This is a genomic window from Bradyrhizobium sp. Ash2021 (genome assembly GCF_031202265.1).
Taxonomy (GTDB): Bacteria; Pseudomonadota; Alphaproteobacteria; order Rhizobiales; family Xanthobacteraceae; genus Bradyrhizobium.
The window spans coordinates 8947953-8973238 of the sequence record NZ_CP100604.1; the positions used below are offsets into that span (position 1 = coordinate 8947953).

Sequence of the window (25286 nt, forward strand, 5' to 3'; positions counted from 1 at the left end):
GCTTACGTCCTTACCAGGAGGGTTCGCATCAGAGCGCTGATTTCGGCAAGATGCATTTCGACGCCGAAATGCCCAAGGTCGAAGAATTGCATCTCGGCCTTGACAGATCGCGTCTGTACGCTTCGGCGCCCTATGGGACATTGTCACGCCGCAAGCAGTGGCGGTTGCCGCTCTCGGAAATAACGTTGGAAGTCGGGGCAGTGGGCCCACATTCGTTCGATAACTCAGGATCAGATCGAGCATGTCGCGCGCGCCCGGCTTGCCCACGCAAATTGGTCAAACGTTTAGCCACCGAGGAGCTCGGCCGGCACTGTGCTGGTATTGCATGCGTATAGCCTCACCGGTGAGTGCAGCCCGAAAAGGCGTCCCATGTCGCGTTGCACGGATTGCGCCAATAGGCTTGGAACAGACTCCAGATATCGCTCGGCCCGTCCGACTGAAATTTCGGCTCACTTGCCGCGGAATTCTGTAACCTTTCATTGCGGGTGCGCGGATTATCGAAGAAACCGTCACTTCCTCCACATTCGTTGCGGATCGCCAACTTGAAAGTCTATCAATTTGAAGAGTCCGGAACTGATCCGCGCGCTTGCGAATGACCTTACTCCGGTTCGTCCTGGGAAGACACGCAACGATCTGCTCGTGGGCCTGGGCCTTGGCGCCGTGGTTTCGATTGTGCTTGTACTGGTGATCTATGGCGTGCAGCCTGACCTGCTCAGCATCGCCCGCGGTGGCCCCATGGCGATGAAGGTGTGCTACGCGCTCTTGCTTACAGCGATCGCTGGATCCATGCTCATGCCGATGCTGCGTCCAGGAGACCGGGTTCTCGACCGCCGGAAACTCTTCGCTACTCTGATGGTTCTCCTGGGAGGGCTCGCTTTGTGGCAGACGACGACATCAGACACCGACACCGTTTCGCTATGGTTGGGCTTGACCTGGCAGCGGTGCTCGCTGCGTATCGCGGGCCTGTCGGTGCCTGTCTTTGCCGGCGCATGCTGGGCGATCCGCCGACAGGCGCCGCTGCGCCTGCGAGCGACGGGTGCCTTGGCCGGATTGGTATCGGGCGGCATCGCCGCAACCGTGTACACGCTCGCATGCGAAGAGGGCGGAGCCGGCTTTGTTCTGGTCTGGTATACACTTGGAATCGCAATCAGCACCGCGTTCGGCGCCATCACCGGCCCATATTTGCTGCGCTGGTAGCGATGCTGCCCGCATAAATGTTCATCAGATAACCTCCGCGGCGGCGATTTCGCAAAGCCGGCTAAGGCCGCGATGGATGTTCACCTTCACCAGCGAGGTCGACTGACCCGTGCGTTCGGACGCTTCTTCGATGCTTAACCCCTCGAGTTTCACCAGCCTAATCACTTCCGACTCGGAGGGCCTCAATTGGCTCAAAAGCTCGCGAAGCAAGAGCGCGCAGACGATCGCGGGGCCATGATCGTCGATCGCGATGTCCTCGGACATGCCCTCGGCAGAGGGGGCTGCGGGGTCACGTTCCAGCGCACGCAGCCGGTCGATCCATTTGTACCGTGCGATGCCGGCGAGCCATGCCTTGAAGGGGCGGCCGGGTTCGTAGGTGTGGCGGCGGACGTGAAGCGTGAGCAGCGTGTCCTGTGCAGCATCCTCCACCATCGAGGGCGGCAGGCGGCGCGCGTAATAGCGGCGCAGCCAACCATCGACTTCGGTCAAAAGACGTGTGTAGGCTCCGCCGTTCCCACGCTGGGCCGCGGCCATCAGATCGCCCCAGCAGTCGTCGGCCGCGGCGGGCAAGGCCGTTTCTTCACGGGGAGGTTTCCTGACGACGGCGAGCATGGAAGCGGTCTCCATCAAAGGCGATCGCCTCGCCCTTTTCCGATGCCAAACTCGCTCAGACGGGAATATAAGTGAACGTCACCTGCGTTTATGTGTTCGATGCGCGGCGGCTATGCCGGACAGCGCATCACTCAACCGGTTGTGATCGAAGGAAAGGTCTCAAACGGTCGGCTACTTCGTACTGGGCCACGACACGTGCAATTTCGGCCGCCCCGTGGCATAAACCGCCCATGGAGATGCATCAGGTTCGATATTTTCTGGCCATGGCGCGATGCCTGAATTTCACCCGCGCGGCGGAAGAATGCAACGTCACGCAGCCGTCGCTCACCCGCGCAATCCAGAAGCTCGAAGAGGAGTTCCATGGCCCCCTGTTCCGCCGGGAGCGATCGCGAACCCATCTGACCGACCTCGGCCGTCAGATGCTGCCGCACCTCGAGCGTACTTATGAAGCCGCGCAGGCCGCAACGGTTCTGGCGCGCGAGATCGGCAAGGCACAGGTAACACCGCTGACCCTCGGGATTGCGGCGACGATCGAGAATGACGCTCTAGACGCCGTGCTGGAGGAAATCGGCGCCGACCTCCCGGGATTCGAACTCACTTTGCAAAGTGGCTCGTCCGAAGAGATGATCGAACTCGGCCTGAACGGCGCGCTCGATCTTTTCATTGTCGAAGTGCCCGAGGACGCGCCGGACAGATTCGAAGCCTGGTCGCTGTTCGATCATGTCTATCACGTGGTCACGAGGGCCGAGCATCCGCTGGCGGCCCGAGACGCGGTCACGCTCGACGACATACGCGACGAAATCTGGATCGAATGTCGCGGCGACGGAGCCCGGGCTCTGCGCGATGCCGCCAAAACGGCCGGGTTTGAACCGGCATTCCGGCATCGCGCGGACAGCGCAGTCCATCTTCGCAGGCTTGTGTTGGCCGGGCTTGGCAGCGCCTTTTTGCCTCCGCCACGCGATCGCACACGGCTTGCGGTGCTCCCTCTCTCGGGAGTGGAGGCTTCCCGCAGTGTTGTGCTCGCGGCGATTGCCGGTCGGCGCCGGTCCGTTGCGGCCGATGCCTTCGTACGCGCGTCGCGCGCCCGCGCCTGGAATGGTCACTATTAGCGCGTCAATGAGGCGACGATACCGACGACATGTTGAGGCTCCGCGCGGAGCCTGAAATCGGGATCGGCAAACGCATATTCGATGATGCCGTCCGTTCGGACGACGAAAGTTGCCGGCACAGGAAGCAGTCCGGCCGCGCCTCCGTAAAGCTCGTTCAAATCTATCCCGATCTCACGATAGTCGGCGATCAAATTTGGTCCGACATGGAACGCCAAACCTAATTCCAGTGCTAAGCCATGATCGACGTCGCAGAGTGTTACCGCGTCCGGCCCGACAATGTCGCCGAGCGCTTGGCTCCGGCCACCGAGTTCTGCCGTGACGATAGCGAGTTTGCTGCCGGCTGCCTTGAGCCCGGGTAGAGCTGCGTGCCAACTTTCCAACTCGCTGACACAATAAGGACACCAGCTGCCGCGGTTGAAACTGAGCACAAGCGGGCCGCCGGCCAAAAGCCTGTCTAGCGTGCAATGGCGCCCGCGATAATCAGGCAGCGCGATTTCGGGAAAGCGATCACCCACCCGAGGCGCGTGCGCGCCGATCTCCAGCGCGCGGAGCCGTGCGACGAATTCGTCATACCGCTCGCGCCACCTGGGCGAGGCGCCGCGGAGGTAATCGAGCTTCTCGGAAAGCGAGGGCCTCTTCATCATGCATCCATTTTGACCGAGCGCAGCGCCGGACAGAAGGCATCACTCGGCATGAAGTTCATGCCTCCCACGTATCCATCGACCTGTAACCAAACGCCCGAATGAGCCGGAGTAGGATTGAGCATCCAAGTTCGCGAAAGGACCCGATCATGCCACCTGTTCCTCGGTTACCCGGCCGCGACGCCGTGCCACGTGTCGTCGTCATCGGCGCCGGCTTTGGCGGTCTGGCGGTCGCGCAAGGCCTTGCGAATTCCGGTACTATTATCACAATTGTCGACCGCCAGAACCACCACGTCTTTCAGCCGCTTCTCTATCAGGTGGCGACCGCGGGATTGTCGCCGGCCGACATCGCGGCGCCGATCCGTTCCATCGTCAAGCGTCAGAAGGAGACGCGTGTTCTCCTAGCCGAGGTGACGGGCGTGAATACCAGCCAGCGCCACGTTCTACTCTCGGACGGAAACACACTTGAATATGACGCACTGGTGATCGCAACGGGGGCCCGCCACAGCTATTTCGGCCGCGACGAATGGGCGGAGCACGCCCCTGGCATCAAAACGATCGACGACGCGACCAAGGTCCGGCGAAACATTCTGCTCGCTATGGAACGTGCCGAGACGATCCGCCAGGAAAGCCTGCCAGACCGCGACGAATATCTCACCTTCGTAGTGGTCGGCGGAGGGCCGACCGGCGTGGAATTAGCGGGCGCCATTGCTGAGCTGACGCGCCACGCCACCGATATGGACTTTCGCTTCATCACCCGCCGTTGTCTCAGGATCATACTGGTCGAAGCGGGTGAACGGCTGCTGCCGACCTTTCCGGCCAAATTGGGCGATGCCGCACGCAAAGCACTCGAGGGACTAGGCGTGCTGATTAGGTTGAACGGTCGCGTAACCGATATCGGCGACTACGGCGTGAGGATCGGCGATGAGAGGATCGCAACCACGACAGTGATCTGGGCGGCCGGCGTGCAGGCCTCCGATGCCGCCAAATGGCTTGATGCCGACGCCGACCGCAGCGGCCGCGTCAAGGTCGAGCCGGATCTGAGCGTCCCCGGTCATCCCGAGATTTTCGTGATCGGTGATACCGCAAGCCTGGTCGACGCGAGCGGACGTCCGGTGCCTGGCGTAGCACCCGCGGCCAAGCAGGAGGGCATGCATGTTGCCCGCTCGCTGCTCGCACGGTTCACCGGCCGCCGGGCGCCGTTGCCCTTCCGCTATCGGAACTGGGGAAATCTCGCGACCATCGGACGCAAGCGTGCCGTCGCGGAGATCGGCACACTTCGGATCTCCGGTCTGCCTGCGTGGTTGCTGTGGTCCACCGCCCACATTTATTTCCTGGTTGGCTTCCGCAACCGCATCGCCGTTGGCGCGAACTGGCTGTGGAATTATCTCACCTTCGAAACCCCGCGTTAACCCCTCTTGTCACCCTTACGCGCGCGAGGGCCAGGCCGTGGCTTGCCCGCTGCTACGGGGTCGCTCGCCAACGCGATCGGTCGCGCCAAAACAGCACTGGGTGCCCCGCGTTAACCCCTCTTGTCACCCTTACGCGCGCGAGGGCCAGGCCGTGGCTTGCCCGCTGCTACGGGGTCGCTCGCCAACGCGATCGGTCGCGCCAAAACAGCACTGGGGTCTCGGGCGTGCTTTCTCTCCGGCATTTCGGGCTCGCGCGTGGGTGCCGAACAATCTGGCGCGGCGTAATTTAGATTTATTGGTTTCGCCGGCGCGATGCTGCTCGACCGGATCGGGGCGGTGCCGCGGCGGCGTAGTTATCGGGGCCAGGCCGTGGCTTGCCCGCTGCTACGGGGTCGCTCGCCAACGCGATCGGTCGCGCCAAAACAGCACTGGGGTCTCGGGCGTGCTTTCTCTCCGGCATTTCGGGCTCGCGCGTGGGTGCCGAACAATCTGGCGCGGCGTAATTTAGATTTATTGGTTTCTGCGCGATGCTGCTCGACCGGATCGGGGCGGTGCCGCGGCGGCGTAGTTATGATTTATTGGTTTCGGCGGCCCCGCGTTAACCCCTCTTGTCACCCTTACGCGCGCGAGGGCCAGGCCGTGGCTTGCCCGCTGCTACGGGGTCGCTCGCCAACGCGATCGGTCGCGCCAAAACAGCACTGGGCCCCGCGTTAACCCCTCTTGTCACCCTTACGCGCGCGAGGGCCAGGCCGTGGCTTGCCCGCTGCTACGGGGTCGCTCGCCAACGCGATCGGTCGCGCCAAAACAGCACTGGGGTCTCGGGCGTGCTTTCTCTCCGGCATTTCGGGCTCGCGCGTGGGTGCCGAACAATCTGGCGCGGCGTAATTTAGATTTATTGGTTTCGCCGGCGCGATGCTGCTCGACCGGATCGGGGCGGTGCCGCGGCGGCGTAGTTATGATTTATTGGTTTCGGCGGCCCCGCGTTAACCCCTCTTGTCACCCTTACGCGCGCGAGGGCCAGGCCGTGGCTTGCCCGCTGCTACGGGGTCGCTCGCCAACGCGATCGGTCGCGCCAAAACAGCACTGGGGTCTCGGGCGTGCTTTCTCTCCGGCATTTCGGGCTCGCGCGTGGGTGCCGAACAATCTGGCGCGGCGTAATTTAGATTTATTGGTTTCGCCGGCGCGATGCTGCTCGACCGGATCGGGGCGGTGCCGCGGCGGCGTAGTTATGATTTATTGGTTTCGGCGGCCCCGCGTTAACCCCTCTTGTCACCCTTACGCGCGCGAGGGCCAGGCCGTGGCTTGCCCGCTGCTACGGGGTCGCTCGCCAACGCGATCGGTCGCGCCAAAACAGCACTGGGGTCTCGGGCGTGCTTTCTCTCCGGCATTTCGGGCTCGCGCGTGGGTGCCGAACAATCTGGCGCGGCGTAATTTAGATTTATTGGTTTCGCCGGCGCGATGCTGCTCGACCGGATCGGGGCGGTGCCGCGGCGGCGTAGTTATGATTTATTGGTTTCGGCGGCCCCGCGTTAACCCCTCTTGTCACCCTTACGCGCGCGAGGGCCAGGCCGTGGCTTGCCCGCTGCTACGGGGTCGCTCGCCAACGCGATCGGTCGCGCCAAAACAGCACTGGGGTCTCGGGCGTGCTTTCTCTCCGGCATTTCGGGCTCGCGCGTGGGTGCCGAACAATCTGGCGCGGCGTAATTTAGATTTATTGGTTTCCGGCGCGATGCTGCTCGACCGGATCGGGGCGGTGCCGCGGCGGCGTAGTTATGATTTATTGGTTTCGGCGGCCCCGCGTTAACCCCTCTTGTCACCCTTTACGCGCGCGAGGGCCAGGCCGTGGCTTGCCCGCTGCTACGGGGTCGCTCGCCAACGCGATCGGTCGCGCCAAAACAGCACTGGGGTCTCGGGCGTGCTTTCTCTCCGGCATTTCGGGCTCGCGCGTGGGTGCCGAACAATCTGGCGCGGCGTAAGCGAAAAACAAGGCGATTGCTAACCAATCGCCCTTGCTCAAGCTTAGTGAAGAGTCCGATTCCAAAGAACGTCTACGCGTCAGCAATTGGATTGTGCAAAGACTCTATAATTATGCAGTCAAGAAAACCGTCGAACTCTGACTTCTGACGGTCTTTCAACATGTAGTCGATCCAACCCGCGTTCGCACCGTCGCGGACAAGAATTCTGCCGTGACCCCACTCGACCTTCGCCCAACACTCGCGGATCATTTTTTCAAGGGTAATGGCATCGAAGTGTGAGGGCAATTCAATTGCACAATGAATATGCCATCGACCTGACGCGCCGCACTCCCATGGACGTAACGCGCGGGCGCGGACCTCGCCTTTTTCAAGTACGGGTAATACACGAAGGCGTTTGCCGTGCCGCCGAAATGCAGATCCATATACAGCTCTGTTGAGGAGGTTCATGAAGTGCCGAAACGCTTGTCTGCACCGATAGTCGTCGATTTTTAACCAGCCACCGCGGTCGGGCTGCCAGGCTTGCTTCAAGGTTAGAGTGACGTCGCAAAATTCACCCCAGCTGCTGGTATCGAAGAAGTGTGATTTGGCGGATTCAAAAGGATCAGATCTAACTTCCATCGAATAGTTATGCGCCTCACCGCGGGAAAGGTTCCTTCTCGACTAATCCATGCTCGCCAGCGAGTCCGGTTCCTGAGCTGAACCTGCGAATGACGCCAGTGCTTCCATCGGTTGCCATGGCACTCTTCTCCGATCTTCTACATTCCTTAGCTGATCTCTCGAAGGGTGTTTTGATTTAGCTCACGGGAGCCTAGACGAATTAAGGCCATCAATCCAACCAGGATAGAGCAGGTCGAAGGTTGTCTCGGTCGCGACCCAATACGCTCGATTTCACCATGGAGTGAATTGCACATCTCGGTGTTGATCGGCGAATGCCGGTCATGCCGTCGCCGCGAGGCCACATACAAGGGTCACCACAAGGTCAAGATCGCCGACCTTGTATTCCCCGGCTGCGCCCAGATTAGCGCACGGGAGGCGCTACCAGCGCGTGGAAACCAACTCCGCCCGGCGTGCTTCGCGTGATCACGACGGCCTCGTTAAGCTGCTTGTCGGTCAAGACGTGGTAGTGAAACACGAGCGCGTCTTGGATCACCGGCAGCGATGCGAGCCCGGCGAATGCCGTCACCGTGCGCTTGAGCAGCAACAAATATAGAAGCAGGACGTTCATGGCTGCCCCGCTGGCCAGAGCGCGCGGACCGCCGCTGCTATCAAGAGCACTTCGATGGCTGAGAGACCCGCGACGACGTACAGCGCGAACGCGGTCGCGCCGACGATGACGACGCGGATGCGTTCGCGCCCTTTGAAGTGAGGCTTCGCAATCGTCCAGACCGTCTTGACCGTGATCGCAACCGCCGCCGCTATCGCGCCATGGATGGCAGCTTGTGCGAATTGGTTTTCCTGCCACTGACTGAATAGAGCCGTGAGCACGACGACCATGATCGTGCACGGGACCGATGCCGCCAGTAGAGCGGCGACCGCGCCGCCCATGCCGCGCAACAGCCAACCGACGCCCGTACAGAAGGCGAGAAGATTGGTGCCGGGCGTGAGGCGGCCCAAGCGCAAAGCAGAGAATGAAGCGATCTTCCGTGACCCAACGGCGCTTGCCGACCAACTCGTGATGCAGGACCGCCGTCGTGGCACTGCCGCCACCAAGCGTGAAGTTGGCAGAGCGTCCGAACACGCGTGCGATGGGCGTGAGACGCGGATGCGTGGCGTGATCGTCGGAAGTCGTCATAGGGCACGGTCCCGGCGCAATTCGCCGTTGAGGGGATGGTGCCCAAACCCGTGCAGCCTTTGGCGCAGGGTCCCGTCGTGCCGGTTCGCTTCACGACATGCTTACGGCACGCCGTGGGGATGGCCTGATCCTAGCAGCCTACGCCCGAGCGTCTAGCCCTAACCATTTCTTCACGAGATGCAGCGACATTGACCGCACGGGATGCGTATCACGCCCGGTTTCTTGCAAAGCCGTCGCGCCGATCTCAACCCGTCGCGGCGGCTTTCGTTTTCTAGGCAAAGGGACTTGCGCGTCCGATGGACTCCGCTACGATTGCCAGCGGGAGCATCACAACCATGAGACATATTTCGCTCGCGACTGCCGCTGTGATCGCGCTCTCGATTACTACCGCGCAGGCACGCGATGTCATCGGCGGTGGTTCTCGGTCATGCGGCTCATGGCTGGAAAATCAGCGCGACGAATATTTCTCGCTCTACGATCAGGCTTGGGTTGCTGGTTACTTATCGAGCTATAGCCTCCACGCCAGCGACCAAATCCAGTTGCCGGACGCGGCGGCTGTGCGCGGCTGGATCACCAAGTATTGTCGAAATCACCCGCTTGATGAAATTTACAAGGCGGCTGACGAGTTGGTGAACGAACTCAATCACCGGGCGTCGCACTAGGAGAAAAGGCAGCGAATGGCCGATCTGTTCTTGCCTGTGAGAGACAAGCGGACAAAACCTTTACGTGATGCCTTGAAGCGCCAAGGCTTGAAGCTGGTCGAAGTCAGACGCTACGCCGTAGTTCGCGAGCATGATCGCAAGGAGCTTTGCGGCGGCACCTTTGATGATGTTTTCAAATGGGCCGCCCGGCAGATGCGTGAGGGTAAGTTGTAAGCGAGAAGTGCGCCGTCTCCGGTCGCAACGCTGCTACATTTTGCTGCATACGAACTTGCTCCACTTGAGCATCATTGGAGCCCTCAGTTTGTAGAGGTCCCGTGCGATGAGGCCCGTGGTCCGGCTGTATGCCTGCACGACGGCATCGCCGACCGAATGTGCGAGCGCCATTTCTCGAAGCTCTAACTCGAATTTGTTTTTCAAAGCCCAGTTTTGAAGCGAGGTCCTGAAACCGTGCGGCACCGGGCAGCGGCCGTTATCGACTGTCGTGATCTTCCCGCGCTTCAAGAATTTGTGCAGGATGTCAGGCATGGCCTTATTCCACATCGGCGATGCGGGTCCCATCGTCGGGCTATGGAAGACGAACTCATCAGGCTTTCCCGGCTTGCCGATGAGCTTCAACGCTTCTGGCGACAGCGGCACACGATGCTCTTCGTCTTCCTTCATTCTTGAATAGGCCACGACCCAAACCTTGTTTTTGAAATCGACTTCGCGCCAGCGCATCTCCAGCGTTTCGTTAGTTCGTGCGGCAGTGAGAATTGTAAATGCCAACGCGCGGGACGCGATGGTGCCCAGCGCCAGCAAATCGACCATGAACGCGGGGATGTGATCGGGAAGCATTGCAGGATGGTGCTCGACCTTCTCCGCCTTCGGCTTGGGCAGATGTTCGAAGACTTCGGCCGATGCCGGGTTGTCGCCAGTAAAGAACCCTCTCGACTTCGCGTTGGCGAAGATGATCTCAATGATGCCGCGCACCTTCTCACGGGTCGGCGGGTTACCGTTCCAGATCGCGAGATGGTACTGCACATCGACTGTATCGATCTCGGCGACGGGGCGCGCTGCGAGCGTGCCGCGCTTCAAGAGCCAACGCCGATACGACTTGGCTTGAAGATCGCCTTTCCAGCTTTCCGCCTCGCCCGGCATCCACGCGGGCTCCGCGCCTTTCCCTAGCCCTGCGGGCGCGGGTACGGTCAGCCAGTAGCCCTCTAGATACTCCGTGACGACCTCGCCGAAGAGCTTCTTCCCAACGGCGTCTACAGGCGCCCCGGAGCCCTTGCCGCCGGGTGGATGGGCCTTCCGGTTTACCAGCCCTCGGCGCTCTGTCGGGCGGCCCTCGCGGCGCTTGGTCGCCTCGGCCTCCCGGGCCGTGCGGGCTGCCAGCGGCGATAGGTCGCCCGGGTCCGTGCCAGCGGTGCCGAGCAGCATGGTCCGGAAGCTCGCGCCCTCGCGCCAAGCATAGGACCAGTAGCCGCGACCGTTGCGCGTCAACAGGTACAGCGAATGCCCGTCGCTGATCTTCTTCAAGGTCTTCACGCCGACACTGTCATTGATGGCTTTGACGACCTTCGTCGGGTTGAGTTTCGGCATGGTCTATTCGTCCTCTTCCCCGGCTTCGTCGGGCTCGCTGTCGTCCGGCTTCCGGCTGTTCGATATAAGTGCCGTCTGCATCGCGGAGACCCTTGCGGATGTCATCGGCGATACCTTTGGCGCGCTCGGCTTCTTTCCGGGCGATGCCTTCCGGGGTTTGCTCTTCGGCGATCTCGCGAGCGGTGCGGGCTTCGTTCTCGCGCTCAACCTCATTGAAGATGTCGTCTAGGACGTTGGCTTGACGGGCATCGGGGGACCTCGTTTGTTACCTACTTGTTACCTACAAATAGGCCCCCAGCCCTGCCCGTGCAAGCCCGCTATTGCGCGGCCTCCGATCAAAGTTAAGCCCGTTTTATTAGGGTTTTTGCAACCTCTTGCCCGCTCTTGCCCAGTATTGCCAAGCGTCGGATTTGTCTGGGTTCGCCAGTTCGACGCTTACGGCAACTATGTCGGCCGCGTGCGTAACTGCGGTTACTGACGATCGACTGATTGATTTTGCTTTGACGCGTTTTCTTCCCGCGACCGCCGTCTAACCCCGGATCAAGTCCCGAGCAGGCTCTCGCTTGAAAACGCGCTGATCGTGGATTCCGCGTCCGGCACGGGCGCCTCATCCACCCCGTGCCGCACCCGACCCGCCCGGTTGTCCCCCCGGGCGGGTCAACCTTTTTTGGCAACGATTTCATTGATCCTGGCGATCGATCCCCGGCTTGACATAGAATAGGGGGGTACCCTATCTAGCCCGCATGACACATACCGTGCGAGAGAAGAAGAAGCTGCTGGCCCGGGTAGGCCGCATTCGCGGCCAGATCGAAGCGATCGAGCGGGCGCTGACCGACGAGGCGGAATGCGAGCGCATCATGCATATGATTGCGGGCGTTCGCGGCGGCGTCGCGGGCCTGATGGCCGAAGTGGTCGAGGACCACATCCGCACCCATCTCGTCGACCCCGAGAAAAATCCGGGCGCGCTTAACGCCGACGCGGCGGATCAGCTCATCGAAGTGGTCCACACCTATCTGAAGTGAGAATTCGCATGATCGACGATAACAGCGGCGCAGCCGCGGCCTTTCACAGCCATGTCTTCCTCGGCGAGGGGCACGAGACCAGCGAGCGCCGGACCTGGGCGGTCATCTGGCTCTGCGCGATGATGATGGTCGCGGAAATCGTCGGCGGCCTGCTGTTCGGTTCCATCGCGCTTGTGGCGGATGGATTGCATATGAGCACGCATGCCGGCGCACTGCTGTTGGCCGCGCTCGCCTATACTTACGCCCGCAAGCACGCCAACAATCCGGCCTTCACCTTCGGCACCGGTAAGCTTGGCGATCTCGCCGGCTTCACCAGCGCCATCGTGCTGGCCATGATCGCGTTGCTGATCGGTTATGAATCCGTCAGTCGTATTTTCGATCCCGTCGCCATTCATTTCAGGGAGGCGATCCCGATTGCCTGCCTTGGCCTGGCGGTCAATATCGTGAGCGCATGGCTGCTGAGCGGCGGGCATGACGACCACGGTCATGGACATAGCCATGACCGTGGTCATGGACATAGCCCTGGACATGGACACGTCCATGAGGACCATGACGAATCGCATCAAATCGCAACCGCCGCCGGGTTCGTTGTCCTCGAAGTTTTTGAAGACGGCGTACCGCCGCGCTTCCGGCTGCGCGGCATCACCGGCTCCGCCCTCGAGGCGCAGGCGTGGTCAATCGAAACCGTGCGTCCCGATGGCACACGACAGCTTTTCGCCATGCGGGACAAGGGCAGCTTCCTGGAGTCGCACGACGAGATTCCTGAACCGCACGCATTCACCGCAACAGTTCGTACCGGCGAGATGAATTATCCCGTCGTTTTCGAAGAGCACGAACACGCGCATGGATCAACGGCCCGTGACAACAATATGCGCGCCGCCGTGATCCATGTTGTCGCCGACGCCGCCGTATCGGTGCTGGTGATCGTCGGCCTGTTGCTCGCCCGCGCCTTTGGCTGGCTCTGGATGGACCCTCTTGCAGGCATCGTCGGCGCCTGCGTCATTGCCAGCTGGTCTTACGGACTGATCCGCGACACCGGCGCTATCCTGCTCGATATGAATCCCGACAGGAGCATGGCCGACAAGCTGCGCGAGGAGGTTGAGGCCGGGGGTGACACGCTCGCCGATCTGCATCTTTGGCGCCTCGGACCGGGACATCTCGGGGCGATCATTTCGGTCGTCACCAGCCGGGAACGTGAGGCTGATTATTATCGCAACCGGCTCGCGCGCTTCAAATCGTTGTCGCATCTCACCGTCGAGGTCGCGCACAAGCCCTGACTTTCGCAGCAGCAGGAATTGTAGCGCTTCGTCTCCGATCTGACCCATTTCGTGGTCAAGTGCGTCAAGGGTGCCGCCACAGTCTCGTGCCGCCAATCGCTGATGGTTAGCTGATTTGATCTCCCGCGTCCGACGCGGGCGCCTCATCCGGCCGGCTGGTTCGCCCCCCACCCCGTCCCCTTCGATCGGCTGGCCCAAACCCTGTTGCGCAATTGTCATCAGGCAATGCCATCCAACATGGAGGTTCCCAATCCTTCTTGCTATTGCGAATTACTTGCAATAACGATCGGGAATGAATCGTGCATTTTCCCGATCTGGCTTTGACCGGGAGAATTGTGGAATCCGACCGGGGGCGGCGGGGTTGATGACTTCATTTCTTGGGTGGCGGCGAGCCATCAAATCTGCAGTGATGCGGCAAAACGCTGCCGGAATATTCGCGCTGGAAGTATCCGCATCGATGAACTGCGACCGCCGCTCCCCAAGACATGTCTTTGCCGGCGCCGCCTTCGGCGCGCTCGCGCTCGGCAGTCCTGCGCTCGCCGCTGATATGGCGCTGAAAGCGCCTGCCTATAAAGCGGTTTATGACTGGACCGGCTTCTATCTCGGCGGCCATGTCGGTTATGGCGACGGCGGTTTGGGCCCCGGCACCAATCCGCTTCCCGAACAGGGTGCGTTCTTTCCGCACAGCGTCACGGGCGTGACCGGCGGTTTTCAAGCCGGTTACAACAGGCAGTTTTCCAATCGCGTCGTACTCGGCATCGAGGCGGACGCGACGTTCCCCAGTCCGGTCGACCTGCCGCGGCGAGCACCGGCTCCGTTCAATGCGACGATCGACTACACCGGCACCTTGCGCGGCCGTGTCGGCTATGCATTCGGAATGTGGATGCCATATCTGACGGGTGGCTTTGCCTGGGGGCACAGCCACATCAATATCAACGATGGCGGCAGAGAAATCCTCTCCTCTCCCGGGCAATACCACACCGGCTGGACCGTCGGCGCGGGCGCCGAGTTTGCCGTCGGCGGCAACTGGAGCGCCAAGCTCGAATATGACTACATCGATCTCGCACGCCGGATGTACGATCTCAGCGACTTCGCCTTGCCGGGCGTCAATGTTGATCCCCGCATCCACCTGATCGAGTTTGGTCTCAACTACCGGTTTGGCGATACGCCGTGGGCTCCGTCGGTTCTCACCAACGGTCAATCCGCGTTTGCGCGATCGAACGACTGGAATGTGCATGCGCAGACGACGTTCTTGCCGCAAGCCTATCCATCCTTCCGGTCGCCCTACGCTGGCGCCAACAGCCTCCCGGGACCAGGACAGATTCAGGAGACCTGGACGACGACGGCCTTTCTGGGGCTGCGGCTCTGGGAAGGCGGCGAGTTCTATTTCAACCCAGAGCTCGCGCAGGGCTTTGGCCTCAACGGCACGCTGGGACTGGCCGGTTTTCCGAACGGAGAAGCGCAAAAAGCCGGCGCAGCGTTTCCGAAAATTCGTCCGCAACGCTATTACCTGAAGCAGACGTTCGGCCTTGGCGGCGAACAGGAAGATGTCGCCGACGGCCCCAATCAATTGCCGGGCAAGCGCGATATCGATCGCGTGACGCTGATCGTCGGACGTTTCGCGGTCGGCGACTTCTTCGACGGCAATTCCTACGCCAAAGACCCGCGCGCGGATTTCATGAACTGGGCGATGTGGTCGTCGGCGGCCTACGACTTTCCCGCCGATCTGCCGGGCTACACCCGCGGCGCCGTGGTCGAGCTCAACCGCAAGGACTGGGCGGTACGCGCCGGACTATTCCAGGTGCCCGACGCTCCCAACAGCGATATCCTCGTCTTCAGGACGGGCGGCGCGGTGGTCGAATTTGAAGGCCGATATTCGATCTTCGATCAGCCCGGCAAGGTCCGGCTCGGCGTGTTCGGAAATCGCGGCAACACCGGCAACTATCGCGAGGCGCTGGCAATCGAGGGGATGGATCCCGCGCTCGATATCAACGCTGTCATGACGGGCATCCGGCGCGATAATCCCAAATACGGATTCTACGCCAATGCCGAACAGCAGATCGCCAAGGACATTGGCCTGTTCGCGCGCGCAAGCTGGAATGACGGGCAGAACGAAATCCTTTCGTTTACCGACGTCGATCGCAGCGTTTCAGGCGGCCTGTCGGTCAAAGGCAGCTATTGGGGACGCCCAAGCGACACGATTGGCGTTGGCGGCGCCATCAATGGACTTTCCAGCGCGCACCGCGATTTCCTGGCCGCGGGCGGCCTCGGTCTCCTGATCGGCGACGGCCAGCTCAATTATCGCAACGAACGCATCCTCGAGGCGTATTACGCCTATTCGATCGACACGCACTTCACGCTGACGGCCGATTATCAGCTGATCGCCAACCCCGCCTACAATGCCGACCGTGGCCCGGTCTCGATTTTCTCAGGCCGTCTGCATGGCGAGTTCTGACGCTTCAGCCGTCAACACCAGGCGCGGGTCGCTCGCCGCGGCCCTGGCTATGCTTCTCGTAACCATGGGCGCGCCGACGATTGCCTACGCCGGCGAGTGCCCGGGTTCCGGCTCGGAGATCGCCACCGACCGGCCCGATGTTACCAATTCCAGCCTCGTCGTTCCCGTGGGCAGCCTGCAGAGCGAGAACGGTATCAACACAACCGGGCGCGGATCCGAAAAGACTTTCGATGGCACCAATAGCCGGCTGAGGCTGGGCATTGCCCCATGCCTGGAATTTCTGGTCGACGTGCCGAATTATTTCGGCCGCCTGAAGGGCGATACGGCCAGCGGCTTCGGCAATGTGGCGCCTGCCGTCAAATGGCAGTTCAGCTCGCTTCCGGAGCCGTGGAATTTGTCGGTGACGGCGGGTGCCGGCTTGCCCACCGGCGCTGCCAAGATCACCGGACCCGGTCTGCAGCCCTATCTGCAATTCCCGTGGTCGCATGAACTTGGCGGCGGCTGGGGGACCAGCGGCATGCTGACAACCTTCTTTTTTCCCGCCAACCTTGCCAACAGGCAGACCACGGAGGCGACCTTCGTGCTTGAAAAGAAAGTCACCGAGCGCGCGTCGCTGTTCGTCGAATATGTCGGCGATTATCCCTCCCGCGGCAGCAGCGTGCAGCTGATCAATACCGGCGGCGGCTATCTGTTGACCAGGACCCAGCAGATCGACTTCCACGTCGCGTTCGGTCTCAACCGGAATTCCCCGAACTATATCGTCGGCGTCGGATATTCCTTCCGGTTCGACGATCTGTTTCGCGCCTCCGCGCGCTGAGTTGCCGCGCCAACGTCACCCCGCGGGCTGGAACGACTCCGCCCGCGCCATGGCCCAAGCCTCGCGGAAGCGCGGATCGGCGGTGCCGTCGATCAACTCGCCCGGACGAAGCGATGGATAGAGCTTCGCGAATGAACAGACCTCTCTCGTCGAGGTTCGCTGCGAGAAATGGATCGGCCGAATATCCCGGGGATGTTCGAGGCCTGCGGCTGCGATCAATTCCGACAGCGCATGCAGGGTGGCGTGATGATAATTGTAAACCCGTTCGACCTTGTGCGGCACCACCAGCGCCCGAGCGCGGCTTGGATCCTGCGTGGTTACGCCAGTCGGACAGCGGTCGGTGTGGCAGCTCAGTGACTGGATGCAGCCCAGCGAAAACATGAAGCCGCGCGCCGAATTGCACCAGTCCGCGCCGATGGCCATGGCGCGCGCCATATCGAAGGCGGTCGCGATCTTTCCCGAAGCGCCGATCTTGATGCGATCGCGCGCATTGATGCCGATCAGTGCATTGTGCACGAAGTTGACGCCCTCGCGCATCGGCATGCCGAGATGGTCCATGAACTCCAGCGGCGCAGCACCGGTGCCGCCTTCATTGCCGTCGACCACGATGAAATCCGGATAGATTCCGGTCTGCAGCATCGCCTTGCAGATCGCGAGAAACTCCCAGGGGTGGCCGATGCACAGCTTGAATCCGGCGGGCTTGCCGCCGGACAGCCTTCGCATCTCGCCGATGAACGCCATCATTTGCAGCGGTGTCGAAAACGCCCGGTGATAGGCCGGCGAGATGCAATCCTCGCCCATCGCGACGCCCCTGATGTTGGAGATCTCCGCCGAGACTTTGGCTGCCGGCAGCACGCCGCCATGCCCGGGCTTGGCGCCCTGGCTGATCTTGAGCTCAACCATCTTGATCTGGTCGTCGCCGGCGACGCGCGTGAATTCCTCCGGATTGAAGCTGCCGTCGCGGTTGCGGCAGCCGAAATAGCCGGAGCCGACTTCCCAGATGATGTCGCCGCCGTTCTCGCGATGATAGGGGCTGACGCCGCCCTCGCCGGTGTCGTGCGCGAAGCCGCCCTTCCTGGCGCCGGCGTTCAAAGCACGAACCGCATTTGGACTGAGCGCGCCAAAGCTCATCGCCGAGATATTGAAGACCGAGGCCGAATACGGCCTGGTGCAATCCGGACCGCCGATGGTGATGCGGAATTGCTCCTCGGCACGCGGCTTCGGCGCCACCGAATGGTGCATCCATTCATAGCCGTCGCGATAGACGTCTTCCTGGGTGCCGAACGGCCGCTTGTCGAGCACCATCTTGGCGCGCTGGTACACCAGGGCGCGGGTGTCGCGGCTGAACGGCATGCCGTCCTTTTCACTCTCGAAGAAATACTGCCGCATTTCCGGCCGGATCTCTTCGAGCAGGAAACGGATATGCGCCGAGATCGGATAATTCCGCAGCACCGCGTGGCTCTTCTGCACGAGATCGCGGACTCCGAGCAGCGTGAGGGCGCCGAAGATCAGGATTGGAACCAACACCACTTCCCAAATCTTGGGATTGTGGTCCAAAACGCCGATCGAAAGAAGCAGCGCGGTGACGACGCCGCAAATCGTCAGCACGATGAAGCGTGGCGAGAACGGAAGCAGCAGCGTTTCCATAAATATCCCTCGGGCGGATGATCCTTGTCATCCACAGCTTAATCCAACCAGCGGAACAAGCGCTATACGATATACGGTGCGGCGGTCACCGATGTGACAGCGGATCGCGGAAAAAGTTAGTTATTCCCGCGGTCAATCAAATAATCCAGAACGCCTTTTGCAGTGCAGCGTAACCGCCGAATCTCTCGCCGCTAATGACGATGCGGCCGCATTTCGTGAGGGATCTTGCCCTCCTGCAGCCCGTGCTGCGCCAGCCAGGCATCGGTGGTCGCAATGGCGCGGTCGATGTGATCGGCGGTTCGCGAGAAATCATAAGGTGATCCCACCAGCGGGCATAGCGGCGGCACCACGAAATATTCGATTGCGGGATCGAGACTTTCCAACTCGCTGACCAATTGCCGCGCAATCAACAGCGTCAGCGCATGCAGCGCATTGGCGACCGCGCCGACCGGCGGCGCCTGCGTCGCGCAGGCATGGCCCGTCGGCAGAATGATCAGCCGCATCGCGCCCTTCTTGACCGCGACCTTGATCGGCGTGTTGCTGGAGATCGCGCCATCGGCAAGGTAGTAGTCGTTGTGACGGATCGGCGCAAACGCACCGGGAATCGCGGTCGAGGCGACGATCGCCTCGGCGGTGGAGCCTTCCGACAACACCACGCTGTCGCCGGAGATGATATCGGTGGTGACGATATGCACCGGCAGTCTGGCGTCCTGCAGGTTGCGATAGGGAATATGATCGTCGACCAGCTTGCGGATGCCGTCATGCGGGATCAGGAAATCACGGCGCCACAGAAAGCTCAGCACCGTCCGCCAGCTCATCGGGAAAACGTCGCGCCGCCGCAGCCCGCGCCAGATGGTAGCCAGTCTCTCGACCCCACCGAGCGTCGGATCGCCCGCATAGAATGCGCCGTTCAGGGCACCGACGCTGGAGCCGACCACCATGTCGGCAACAATTCCGTGCGCGGCGAGCGAGTGCAACATCCCCACCTGGATGGCGCCGAAACTGCCTCCGCCGGCGAAAACGAATGCCGTTTTCACCGGGCCAATCTGTTCGAGTACCGACAAAACCCGTTCGCTCCCTGGGGTCGCCGCATCGGCAACCGGCCGCGCGACGTTCGGGGCGTTATAGCAGCGGTGGAACGGGGGAAGCTATGGCGGTGGTTGTCATTCCGGGGCGCGTCGACGACGCGAACCCGGAATCTCGAGATTCCGGGTTCGATGCTTCGCATCGCCCCGGAATGACGAATGAGCGCGAAAGTAGGTGCGTTCCCCGGATGCTGCGCAGCGCTCTTGCGCTGCGCTGCTGATCCAGGGGCTATGTTTCCGCAAGTTGGGTCCCGGCTCTGCGGTGCACCGCTGAAGAAGCGCTGCGCCGCGTCCGGGACACCAGACTTACCGCTCGACGAACGCCTTCTCGATCACAAAATGGCCCGGCTCGCTGTGGCTGCCTTCGAGGAAGCTGCGCGTCTCGAACAGCTGGCGCAGCTCTTCCAGCATGCCCGGGCTGCCGCACATCATGATGCGGTCGGTTTCGATATCGAGCGGCGGCTGGTGGATGTCGTTGAACAGCTGCTCCGAGGTGATCAGGTCGGTGATGCGGCCGCGGTTGCGGAACGGCTCCCGCGTCACGGTCGGGTAATAGAGCAGCTTCTCCGACAGCAGCGGCCCGAACAGTTCATCGTCGCGCAGTTTTGCCACCAGCTCTTCGCCATAGGCGAGCTCGGATACCTGCCGGCAGCCGTGAACCAGGACGATGGTGTCATAGCGCTCGTAGACGTCGGGGTCCTTGATCAGGCTCGCAAACGGCGCCAGACCCGTGCCGGTCGACAGCAACAGCAGACGCTTTCCCGGGATCAGATTGTCTGTGATCAGCGTACCGGTCGCCTTGCGCCCGACCAGAATGGTGTCGCCTTGCTTGATCTTCTGCAGCTTCGAGGTCAGCGGCCCGTCGGCGACCTTGATCGAGAAGAATTCGAGTTCTTCCTCGTGATTGGCGCTCGCCATGCTGTAGGCACGCAGCAGCGGCCGGCCCTCGACCTCGAGGCCGATCATGGCAAACTGCCCGTTCTGGAAGCGGAAGCCGGAATCGCGGGTGGCGGTGAAGCTGAAAAGCGTGTCGGTCCAGTGCCGGACAGAAAGAACTTTCTCTCTATAGAATGCGCTCATGTGTTTTGGTTTTTCCGATTGACCTGATGTAGAACGATTGACTTAAGCTGCCGTCGACCGCACGAAAGTGGCCGAAATCATTGACGATCTTGCGTGTGATTTCCGCCGATAACAGAGATAGTCAAGATGCTCTGACGCGCAATTGAGAACTCAAAGTGGCAGTCGATTAATTTCATAAAAAGGTTCGACGCAATATCGTTAAGGCCCAAACGAGCACGTAATTAACTTGCTGAGATTGCCGCTGATCTGGCAATTAATTGCTACGAAAGCCGCAGCAAAGGGAAAATGATTTAGTGGTCCTTACCAGCCAGCGAATATTCGTCGATGCCGTCAGGAAATATTGTCTCGCGCACGAAATTGCGATCGAGGTTAAGTCCGGCGGCTGGCTGATCGTCATGCAGCGCGGATCGCAGCGCCGCCTCGCATTCGGCTATGATATCGGACTGAACGGCGCCGCCGCGCATCAGATCGCCAACGACAAGGCGGCAACCGCCGATGTCCTGAAGCTTTCCGGCCTGCCCTGCATTCCACACACGCTGTATCTCGGCCCCAAACTCAGTTCGCATGTCCCTGAATCGGGATCGCGTGATGCGATGCTTCGTCAACTCGAGGAGCACCCGGAAGGTCTCGTCGTCAAACCCAATGAAGGGACCTCGGGCGAATCCGTCTTCCTGGTGAAGACCAGACCCGGACTCGAACGCGCGGTGACCCGGATTTTTTCCGCCTATCCGAGTCTTGCGATTTCACCTTACGTCGATATCGAAGACGAGGTTCGCGTGGTCCTGCTGGATGATCTTCCGCTAATCGTTTACAGCAAGACCCGCCCGTCGGTCGTCGGCGATGGCAAGCATTCCTTACGCGAACTCGCGCTCGCAACGACATCGACCGAGCAGGGATCGAGCGTGCTGCTTGGCATGACCGGCGACCTGGACAAGGCCGACCTCGACGCGGTGCCGCCCCTGGGGCAGCAGCGCATGCTCAACTGGCGTCACAACCTCGATTCGGGCGCGCAGCCTGTCCTGCTGGAACAGGGCGATGTCCGCGATGCCTGCGTTGGGCTCGCGATCAAGGCCGCTACGGCGGTCGGCATCCGGTTCGGGTCGATCGACGTCGTGCGCTCCGGCGGCGCCTGGCAAGTCCTCGAAGTCAATTCCGGGGTCAAGATGGAAGCCCTCGGCAGACTGCACCCCGACCTCGTCTACGCCGCCTACAATGCCGCGCTGGACAAGGTGTTTGGGTGAACGCGTCCGCATGATCTCGTGGCGTGGGCAAAGCCAACCGGTCGCGCGGATGCGCGCCCGATGACAGGCTCCGCGTGCCCACCTCTCGCAATAACGAGGCGGATAGACGGTGGGCACGGCGCAAGCGCGCCTTTGCCCACCCTGCGATTCCGCCACCTAGTTGTTGCTCGACCCTTGCGTATCGTCGAGCACCTTGAAAGCCTCTTCGAGCTGCGGCGAGATCGCGACGTTGAGCCGTTCCCCGGTCGGCAGGCGCGAGACGAACCATTTGTTGTAGAGCGGGATCAGGTCGCGGTTCGAGCCGAGCTTGCGGAAGGTCCGCTCGACCACAGCGGTCAGTTGCGGCTCACCCTTGCGGAACATGATGCCATAGGGATCGTAGGACAGATATTCGCCTGTGACCTTGAACTTGTCCTGGCTCTTGTGCCGCGCAATCAGGCCGTAGAGCAGGATGTCGTCGGTTGCAAACGCATCGGCCTTGCCCTCCACCAGCATCTGATAGGATTGCTCGTGGTCGCCGGCGGTGACGATGTTCAGCCCCAGCGAGAATTTCTTGTCGACGTTGTGCATCGCCTGCTCGTTGGTGGTGCCTTTCGTCACCACCACGGTCTTGCCCTTGAGATCCGCGGGCGCCGCGATGCCCGAGGCCTTCGGCACCATCAGCTTGGTGCCGGCCACGAACATCAAAGGCGAGAACGCCACCAGCTTGGCGCGCTCGGCGTTGGCCGTGGTCGATCCGCATTCGAGATCAATCTTGTTCTGCGTCACCGCCGGAATACGGTCGTCCGACGTGACCTTGACGTATTCGATCTTGAGATTGGAGTCGTCGACCTCAACGCCGATCTCGTCGACGATAGCCTCGCACAATTCGAGGCTGTAGCCGATCGGCCGGTTGGAGTGATCGAGGAACGAGAACGGCGGCGAGCTCTCGCGATAGCCGAGCCGCACGGTATGGGTGTTCTTGATATTGGCAAGCGTGGGGCTAAGCCCCTCGCTTCCGGCTGTCTGCGCGGAAGCGGCCGTTACCAGCAGACATGCTGCCAGCAACAAGCCGCCCGCCAATATCGGCCTCCCCGGAGATCGATGCATGCATCTCTCCCTCAGTGGCCGGCCAATACGGCGTCACCCGGAACAGTATCGGAGGGAACGACGTCGTCGGGTCCGAGCTCATGCTCGGCCTTCAGCTCGCCCTCCCACTTCGCCACCACGGACGTGGCCAGCGAGTTGCCGATCACGTTGGTGGCGCTGCGTCCCATGTCGAGGAAGGTATCGATGCCCATGATCATCAACAGCCCGGCCTCGGGGATGCCGAATTGGCTGAGCGTCGAGGCGATCACGACCAGCGAGGCGCGGGGTACGCCGGCGACGCCCTTCGAGGTGATCATCAACGTCGCGAGCATCGCAAGCTGCGTCGCGAGCGGCATCTCGATGTGGTAGGTCTGCGCGATGAAGATGCTCGCGAAAGTGCAATACATCATGGTGCCGTCGAGGTTGAACGAGTAACCCAGCGGCAGCACGAAGGCCGAGATCCGCGACGACGCGCCGAATTTGTTGAGGCCCTCGAGCGTCTTCGGATAGGCGGCTTCCGACGACGCGGTCGAGAACGCGATCATCAGCGGCTCGCGGATCAGCCGCAGCAAATGGCTGTATCTCGGCCCGATGACGACGAAGCCGACGATGACCAGGATCGCCCACAGGATCAGCAGCGAGAGATAGAAGCCGCCCATGAACACGATCAGCTTCCACAGCACCAGCAGGCCATTCTTGGCCACGGTCGCCGTGATCGCCGCCCATACCGCGATCGGCGCGAACAGCATAACGTAACCGGTGACCTTGAGCATGATGTGCGCGAGGTCGTCGATCAGCGACATGATCGGCTTCGACCGCTCCGGCATGGCGCCCAGCGCGACCGCGAAGAACACCGCGAACACCACGATCTGCAGGATTTCATTCTGCGCCATCGCGTCCGCGATCGAGGTCGGGATCAAATGGGTCAGGAATTTCTCGATCGAGAACGCCGATACCGGCAGGCCGGTCGACTGCGCCTTGTCGGGCAACGTGCCCGGGAAGTTGGCGCCGGGCTGCAGCAGATTGACCATCAGGAGGCCGAGCAGCAGCGAGACGAAGGAGGCGCTGACGAACCAGCCCATGGTCTTGGCGAAAATGCGCCCGAGCTTGGCGCCGGAGCCCATATGAGCGATGCCGCCGACCAGCGTGGCAAATACCAGCGGCGCGATGATCATCTTGATCAGGCGCAGGAACAGCATCGCGATCAGGTTTACGTCGGCTGCGATCTCCACCCGGCTGTCGGGCAGATAATTGAAAACCAGTGTCCCCATCACGATGCCGAGCCCCATCGCGATCAAAATGAATTGCGTGAACCTGCTGGACATTTTTACCCCCGTAAGTTCCGGCAGCCCAGAGTTTGGCAGATTTGGAGGGCGACGCAACAAGCTTGCGGCAATTTACACGCCTGCCGCAATGTTCCCGTTGTGGAATGCGCGCGCGCCGACTAGCGTTCAATGCAGCGCACAATGTGTGCAATTGAGCGCCTCATGCGCGGTCAATTGCATCAAGAATTGCCAAAAGAACCGCTAGTCGAGGGGAGACAACGCCATGAACGACACCGTCAATCGCCAGATCCTGCTGGTGGAAAAGCCGACCGGGAAACTCGGACCCGAGCATTTCAGGATGTCCAAGGGGGCCGTCCCCGAGCCGAAGGACGGCGAGGCCCTGGTGCGGACGCGCTATATCTCGCTGGATGCCGCCAACCGGGCCTGGATGCACGGCGCCACCTATCGCGCGGCGGTCGAGGCCAACACCGTGATGGCCGGCGGCGGCATTGCCGAAGTGGTGTCCTCGAAAGCGCCTGGCCTTAAGGCGGGCGACATCGTGTTCGGCGATACCGGCTGGCAGGATTACGCCGCCGTGCCCGCAAAACACCTGAACAAGATGCCGAAGCTGGAGCCGATGACGCATCTGCTCTCAGTCTACGGTATCGCCGGCCTCACCGCCTATTTCGGCCTGCTCCAAGTCGGCAAGCCAAAGGAAGGTGAAACCGTCGTGGTCTCGGCGGCGGCCGGCTCGGTCGGGTCGATCGTCGGCCAGATCGCCAAGATCAAGGGGTGCCATGTCGTCGGCATCGCCGGCGGCAAGGACAAGTGCCATTGGCTCACCAGCGAACTCGGCTTCGACGCCGCGGTCGATTACAAGGACGGCGCGACCTACAAGGCGCTGCGGGCGGCGGCGCCGAAGGGCATCGATGTCTATTTCGACAATGTCGGCGGCGACATTCTGGAAGCCTGCCTGTCGCTGATGAACAATCGCGGCCGCATCGCCTGCTGCGGTGCGATCTCGCAATATGACGGCGTGCCGTCGGCGCATGGCCCGCGCGGCGTGCCGGGCCTGATCGTGGTGAAGCGGCTCATCATGCAGGGCTTCATCGTGATGGACTATATGGACCAGCGCGATTCCGCCCTGAAGGACCTGCAGTCCTGGGTCGCCTCCGGCAAACTGAAGGTACAGGAGGACGTGATCGACGGCCTGGAGAATACGCCAAAGGCGCTGATCGGGCTGCTCGCCGGCGAAAACCGCGGCAAGCGGATGGTGAAGGTGTGAGGGCCTTTTAAAGCGAAGATACTTCACTTTCCGTCATGGCCGGGCACAGCCGTCCGAAGGAC

The 25286-nt window shown here is 61.5% G+C and carries 23 protein-coding genes and 1 pseudogene; 12 read left to right on the top strand and 12 right to left on the bottom strand.

What is annotated here, in order from left to right:
• Window positions 1–558: 558 nt before the first annotated feature.
• Entirely contained in the window at window positions 559–1197 is a 639-nt protein-coding gene (locus tag NL528_RS42995; protein WP_309180396.1) for a DUF1109 domain-containing protein, read from the top strand.
• 24 nt (window positions 1198–1221) lie between these two features.
• Here NL528_RS42995 and NL528_RS43000 read toward each other — a convergent pair whose 3' ends face one another.
• Entirely contained in the window at window positions 1222–1809 is a 588-nt protein-coding gene (locus tag NL528_RS43000; RefSeq protein WP_309180397.1) for a sigma-70 family RNA polymerase sigma factor, read from the bottom strand.
• A 92-nt stretch (window positions 1810–1901) separates the two neighbouring features.
• Between NL528_RS43000 and NL528_RS43005 the strand changes: the two genes are divergently transcribed.
• Window positions 1902–2918 carry a LysR family transcriptional regulator gene (locus NL528_RS43005; protein WP_309180398.1) on the top strand — a complete coding sequence of 339 codons (1017 nt, stop codon included), beginning with the start codon at window positions 1902–1904 and terminating at the stop codon, window positions 2916–2918.
• Here the strand turns inward: NL528_RS43005 and NL528_RS43010 are convergent.
• Window positions 2915–3433, bottom strand: coding sequence for a redoxin domain-containing protein (locus tag NL528_RS43010; protein ID WP_309180399.1), 519 nt, complete (start codon window positions 3431–3433; stop codon window positions 2915–2917). The two genes, NL528_RS43005 and NL528_RS43010, sit on opposite strands and share 4 nt — an antisense overlap.
• Before the next feature lie 275 nt (window positions 3434–3708).
• Between NL528_RS43010 and NL528_RS43015 the strand changes: the two genes are divergently transcribed.
• On the top strand, window positions 3709–4971 hold the full coding sequence (locus tag NL528_RS43015) for an NAD(P)/FAD-dependent oxidoreductase (protein WP_309180400.1): 1263 nt from the start codon (window positions 3709–3711) through the stop codon (window positions 4969–4971).
• Window positions 4972–7019: 2048 nt separating this feature from the next.
• Here NL528_RS43015 and NL528_RS43020 read toward each other — a convergent pair.
• From NL528_RS43020 to NL528_RS43035, 4 genes and pseudogenes are all read right to left on the bottom strand, one after another.
• Window positions 7020–7565, bottom strand: a complete 546-nt coding sequence (locus NL528_RS43020) for a hypothetical protein (RefSeq protein WP_309180401.1) — start codon at window positions 7563–7565, stop codon at window positions 7020–7022.
• Between the two features lie 400 nt (window positions 7566–7965).
• On the bottom strand, window positions 7966–8172 hold the full coding sequence (locus NL528_RS43025; protein WP_309185354.1) for a hypothetical protein: 207 nt from the start codon (window positions 8170–8172) through the stop codon (window positions 7966–7968).
• Window positions 8169–8561 carry a chromate transporter gene (locus NL528_RS43030; RefSeq protein ID WP_309180402.1) on the bottom strand — a complete coding sequence of 131 codons (393 nt, stop codon included), beginning with the start codon at window positions 8559–8561 and terminating at the stop codon, window positions 8169–8171. The genes NL528_RS43025 and NL528_RS43030 overlap by 4 nt, the downstream gene beginning before the upstream one ends.
• Window positions 8562–8616: 55 nt before the next feature.
• Window positions 8617–8739, bottom strand: a pseudogene (locus NL528_RS43035) (chromate transporter); the annotation flags it as partial.
• A 335-nt stretch (window positions 8740–9074) separates the two neighbouring features.
• On the opposite strand from NL528_RS43035, the gene NL528_RS43040 reads away from it, so the two are divergent.
• Together NL528_RS43040 and NL528_RS43045 are read left to right on the top strand one after the other, a co-directional pair.
• Window positions 9075–9401 carry a hypothetical protein gene (locus NL528_RS43040; RefSeq protein WP_309180403.1) on the top strand — a complete coding sequence of 109 codons (327 nt, stop codon included), beginning with the start codon at window positions 9075–9077 and terminating at the stop codon, window positions 9399–9401.
• A 15-nt stretch (window positions 9402–9416) separates the two neighbouring features.
• Window positions 9417–9614: a hypothetical protein gene (locus tag NL528_RS43045; protein ID WP_309180404.1), complete on the top strand. Its 198-nt coding sequence runs from the start codon at window positions 9417–9419 to the stop codon at window positions 9612–9614.
• Window positions 9615–9647: 33 nt separating this feature from the next.
• On the opposite strand, the gene NL528_RS43050 is transcribed toward NL528_RS43045, so the two are convergent.
• Window positions 9648–10982, bottom strand: a complete 1335-nt coding sequence (locus tag NL528_RS43050) for a site-specific integrase (protein WP_309180405.1) — start codon at window positions 10980–10982, stop codon at window positions 9648–9650.
• Here NL528_RS43050 and NL528_RS43055 point away from each other — a divergent pair.
• The 5 genes from NL528_RS43055 to NL528_RS43075 all read left to right on the top strand — a co-directional run bounded on the left by NL528_RS43055 (window position 10981) and on the right by NL528_RS43075 (window position 16553).
• A complete protein-coding gene (locus NL528_RS43055; RefSeq protein WP_309180406.1) occupies window positions 10981–11211 on the top strand; it encodes a hypothetical protein in 231 nt (76 codons plus the stop codon). The two genes, NL528_RS43050 and NL528_RS43055, sit on opposite strands and share 2 nt — an antisense overlap.
• Window positions 11212–11725: 514 nt before the next feature.
• Window positions 11726–12004 (top strand): metal/formaldehyde-sensitive transcriptional repressor, encoded by a 279-nt coding sequence (locus tag NL528_RS43060; RefSeq protein WP_074272746.1) that lies wholly within the window; start codon window positions 11726–11728, stop codon window positions 12002–12004.
• Window positions 12005–12012: 8 nt separating this feature from the next.
• Window positions 12013–13281: a CDF family Co(II)/Ni(II) efflux transporter DmeF gene (dmeF, locus tag NL528_RS43065; RefSeq protein ID WP_309180407.1), complete on the top strand. Its 1269-nt coding sequence runs from the start codon at window positions 12013–12015 to the stop codon at window positions 13279–13281.
• Window positions 13282–13738: 457 nt separating this feature from the next.
• Window positions 13739–15736, top strand: a complete 1998-nt coding sequence (locus NL528_RS43070) for a carbohydrate porin (RefSeq protein WP_375144111.1) — start codon at window positions 13739–13741, stop codon at window positions 15734–15736.
• Window positions 15723–16553: a transporter gene (locus tag NL528_RS43075; RefSeq protein WP_309180408.1), complete on the top strand. Its 831-nt coding sequence runs from the start codon at window positions 15723–15725 to the stop codon at window positions 16551–16553. The genes NL528_RS43070 and NL528_RS43075 overlap by 14 nt, the downstream gene beginning before the upstream one ends.
• A gap of 15 nt (window positions 16554–16568) precedes the next feature.
• Here the strand turns inward: NL528_RS43075 and NL528_RS43080 are convergent, their stop codons facing one another.
• The 3 genes from NL528_RS43080 to NL528_RS43090 all read right to left on the bottom strand — a co-directional run bounded on the left by NL528_RS43080 (window position 16569) and on the right by NL528_RS43090 (window position 20365).
• A complete protein-coding gene (locus NL528_RS43080) occupies window positions 16569–18200 on the bottom strand; it encodes an FMN-binding glutamate synthase family protein (RefSeq protein WP_309180409.1) in 1632 nt (543 codons plus the stop codon).
• Between the two features lie 191 nt (window positions 18201–18391).
• Entirely contained in the window at window positions 18392–19180 is a 789-nt protein-coding gene (locus tag NL528_RS43085; protein WP_309185247.1) for a patatin-like phospholipase family protein, read from the bottom strand.
• A gap of 411 nt (window positions 19181–19591) precedes the next feature.
• Window positions 19592–20365 (bottom strand): ferredoxin--NADP reductase, encoded by a 774-nt coding sequence (locus NL528_RS43090; RefSeq protein WP_309180410.1) that lies wholly within the window; start codon window positions 20363–20365, stop codon window positions 19592–19594.
• A gap of 293 nt (window positions 20366–20658) precedes the next feature.
• Here NL528_RS43090 and NL528_RS43095 point away from each other — a divergent pair, with 293 nt between their 5' ends.
• The gene (locus NL528_RS43095; RefSeq protein WP_309180411.1) at window positions 20659–21606 is read left to right on the top strand and encodes a RimK-like protein; all 948 of its coding nucleotides are present in this window, start codon (window positions 20659–20661) and stop codon (window positions 21604–21606) included.
• 156 nt (window positions 21607–21762) lie between these two features.
• Here the strand turns inward: NL528_RS43095 and NL528_RS43100 are convergent, their stop codons facing one another.
• Complete coding sequence (locus NL528_RS43100; RefSeq protein WP_309180412.1) at window positions 21763–22695, bottom strand: amino acid ABC transporter substrate-binding protein; 933 nt, start codon at window positions 22693–22695, stop codon at window positions 21763–21765.
• An 11-nt stretch (window positions 22696–22706) separates the two neighbouring features.
• Complete coding sequence (locus NL528_RS43105) at window positions 22707–23999, bottom strand: dicarboxylate/amino acid:cation symporter (RefSeq protein WP_309180413.1); 1293 nt, start codon at window positions 23997–23999, stop codon at window positions 22707–22709.
• 223 nt (window positions 24000–24222) lie between these two features.
• On the opposite strand from NL528_RS43105, the gene NL528_RS43110 reads away from it, so the two are divergent.
• Window positions 24223–25224 (top strand): NADP-dependent oxidoreductase, encoded by a 1002-nt coding sequence (locus NL528_RS43110; RefSeq protein WP_309180414.1) that lies wholly within the window; start codon window positions 24223–24225, stop codon window positions 25222–25224.
• The last annotated feature ends 62 nt before the right edge of the window (window positions 25225–25286 follow it).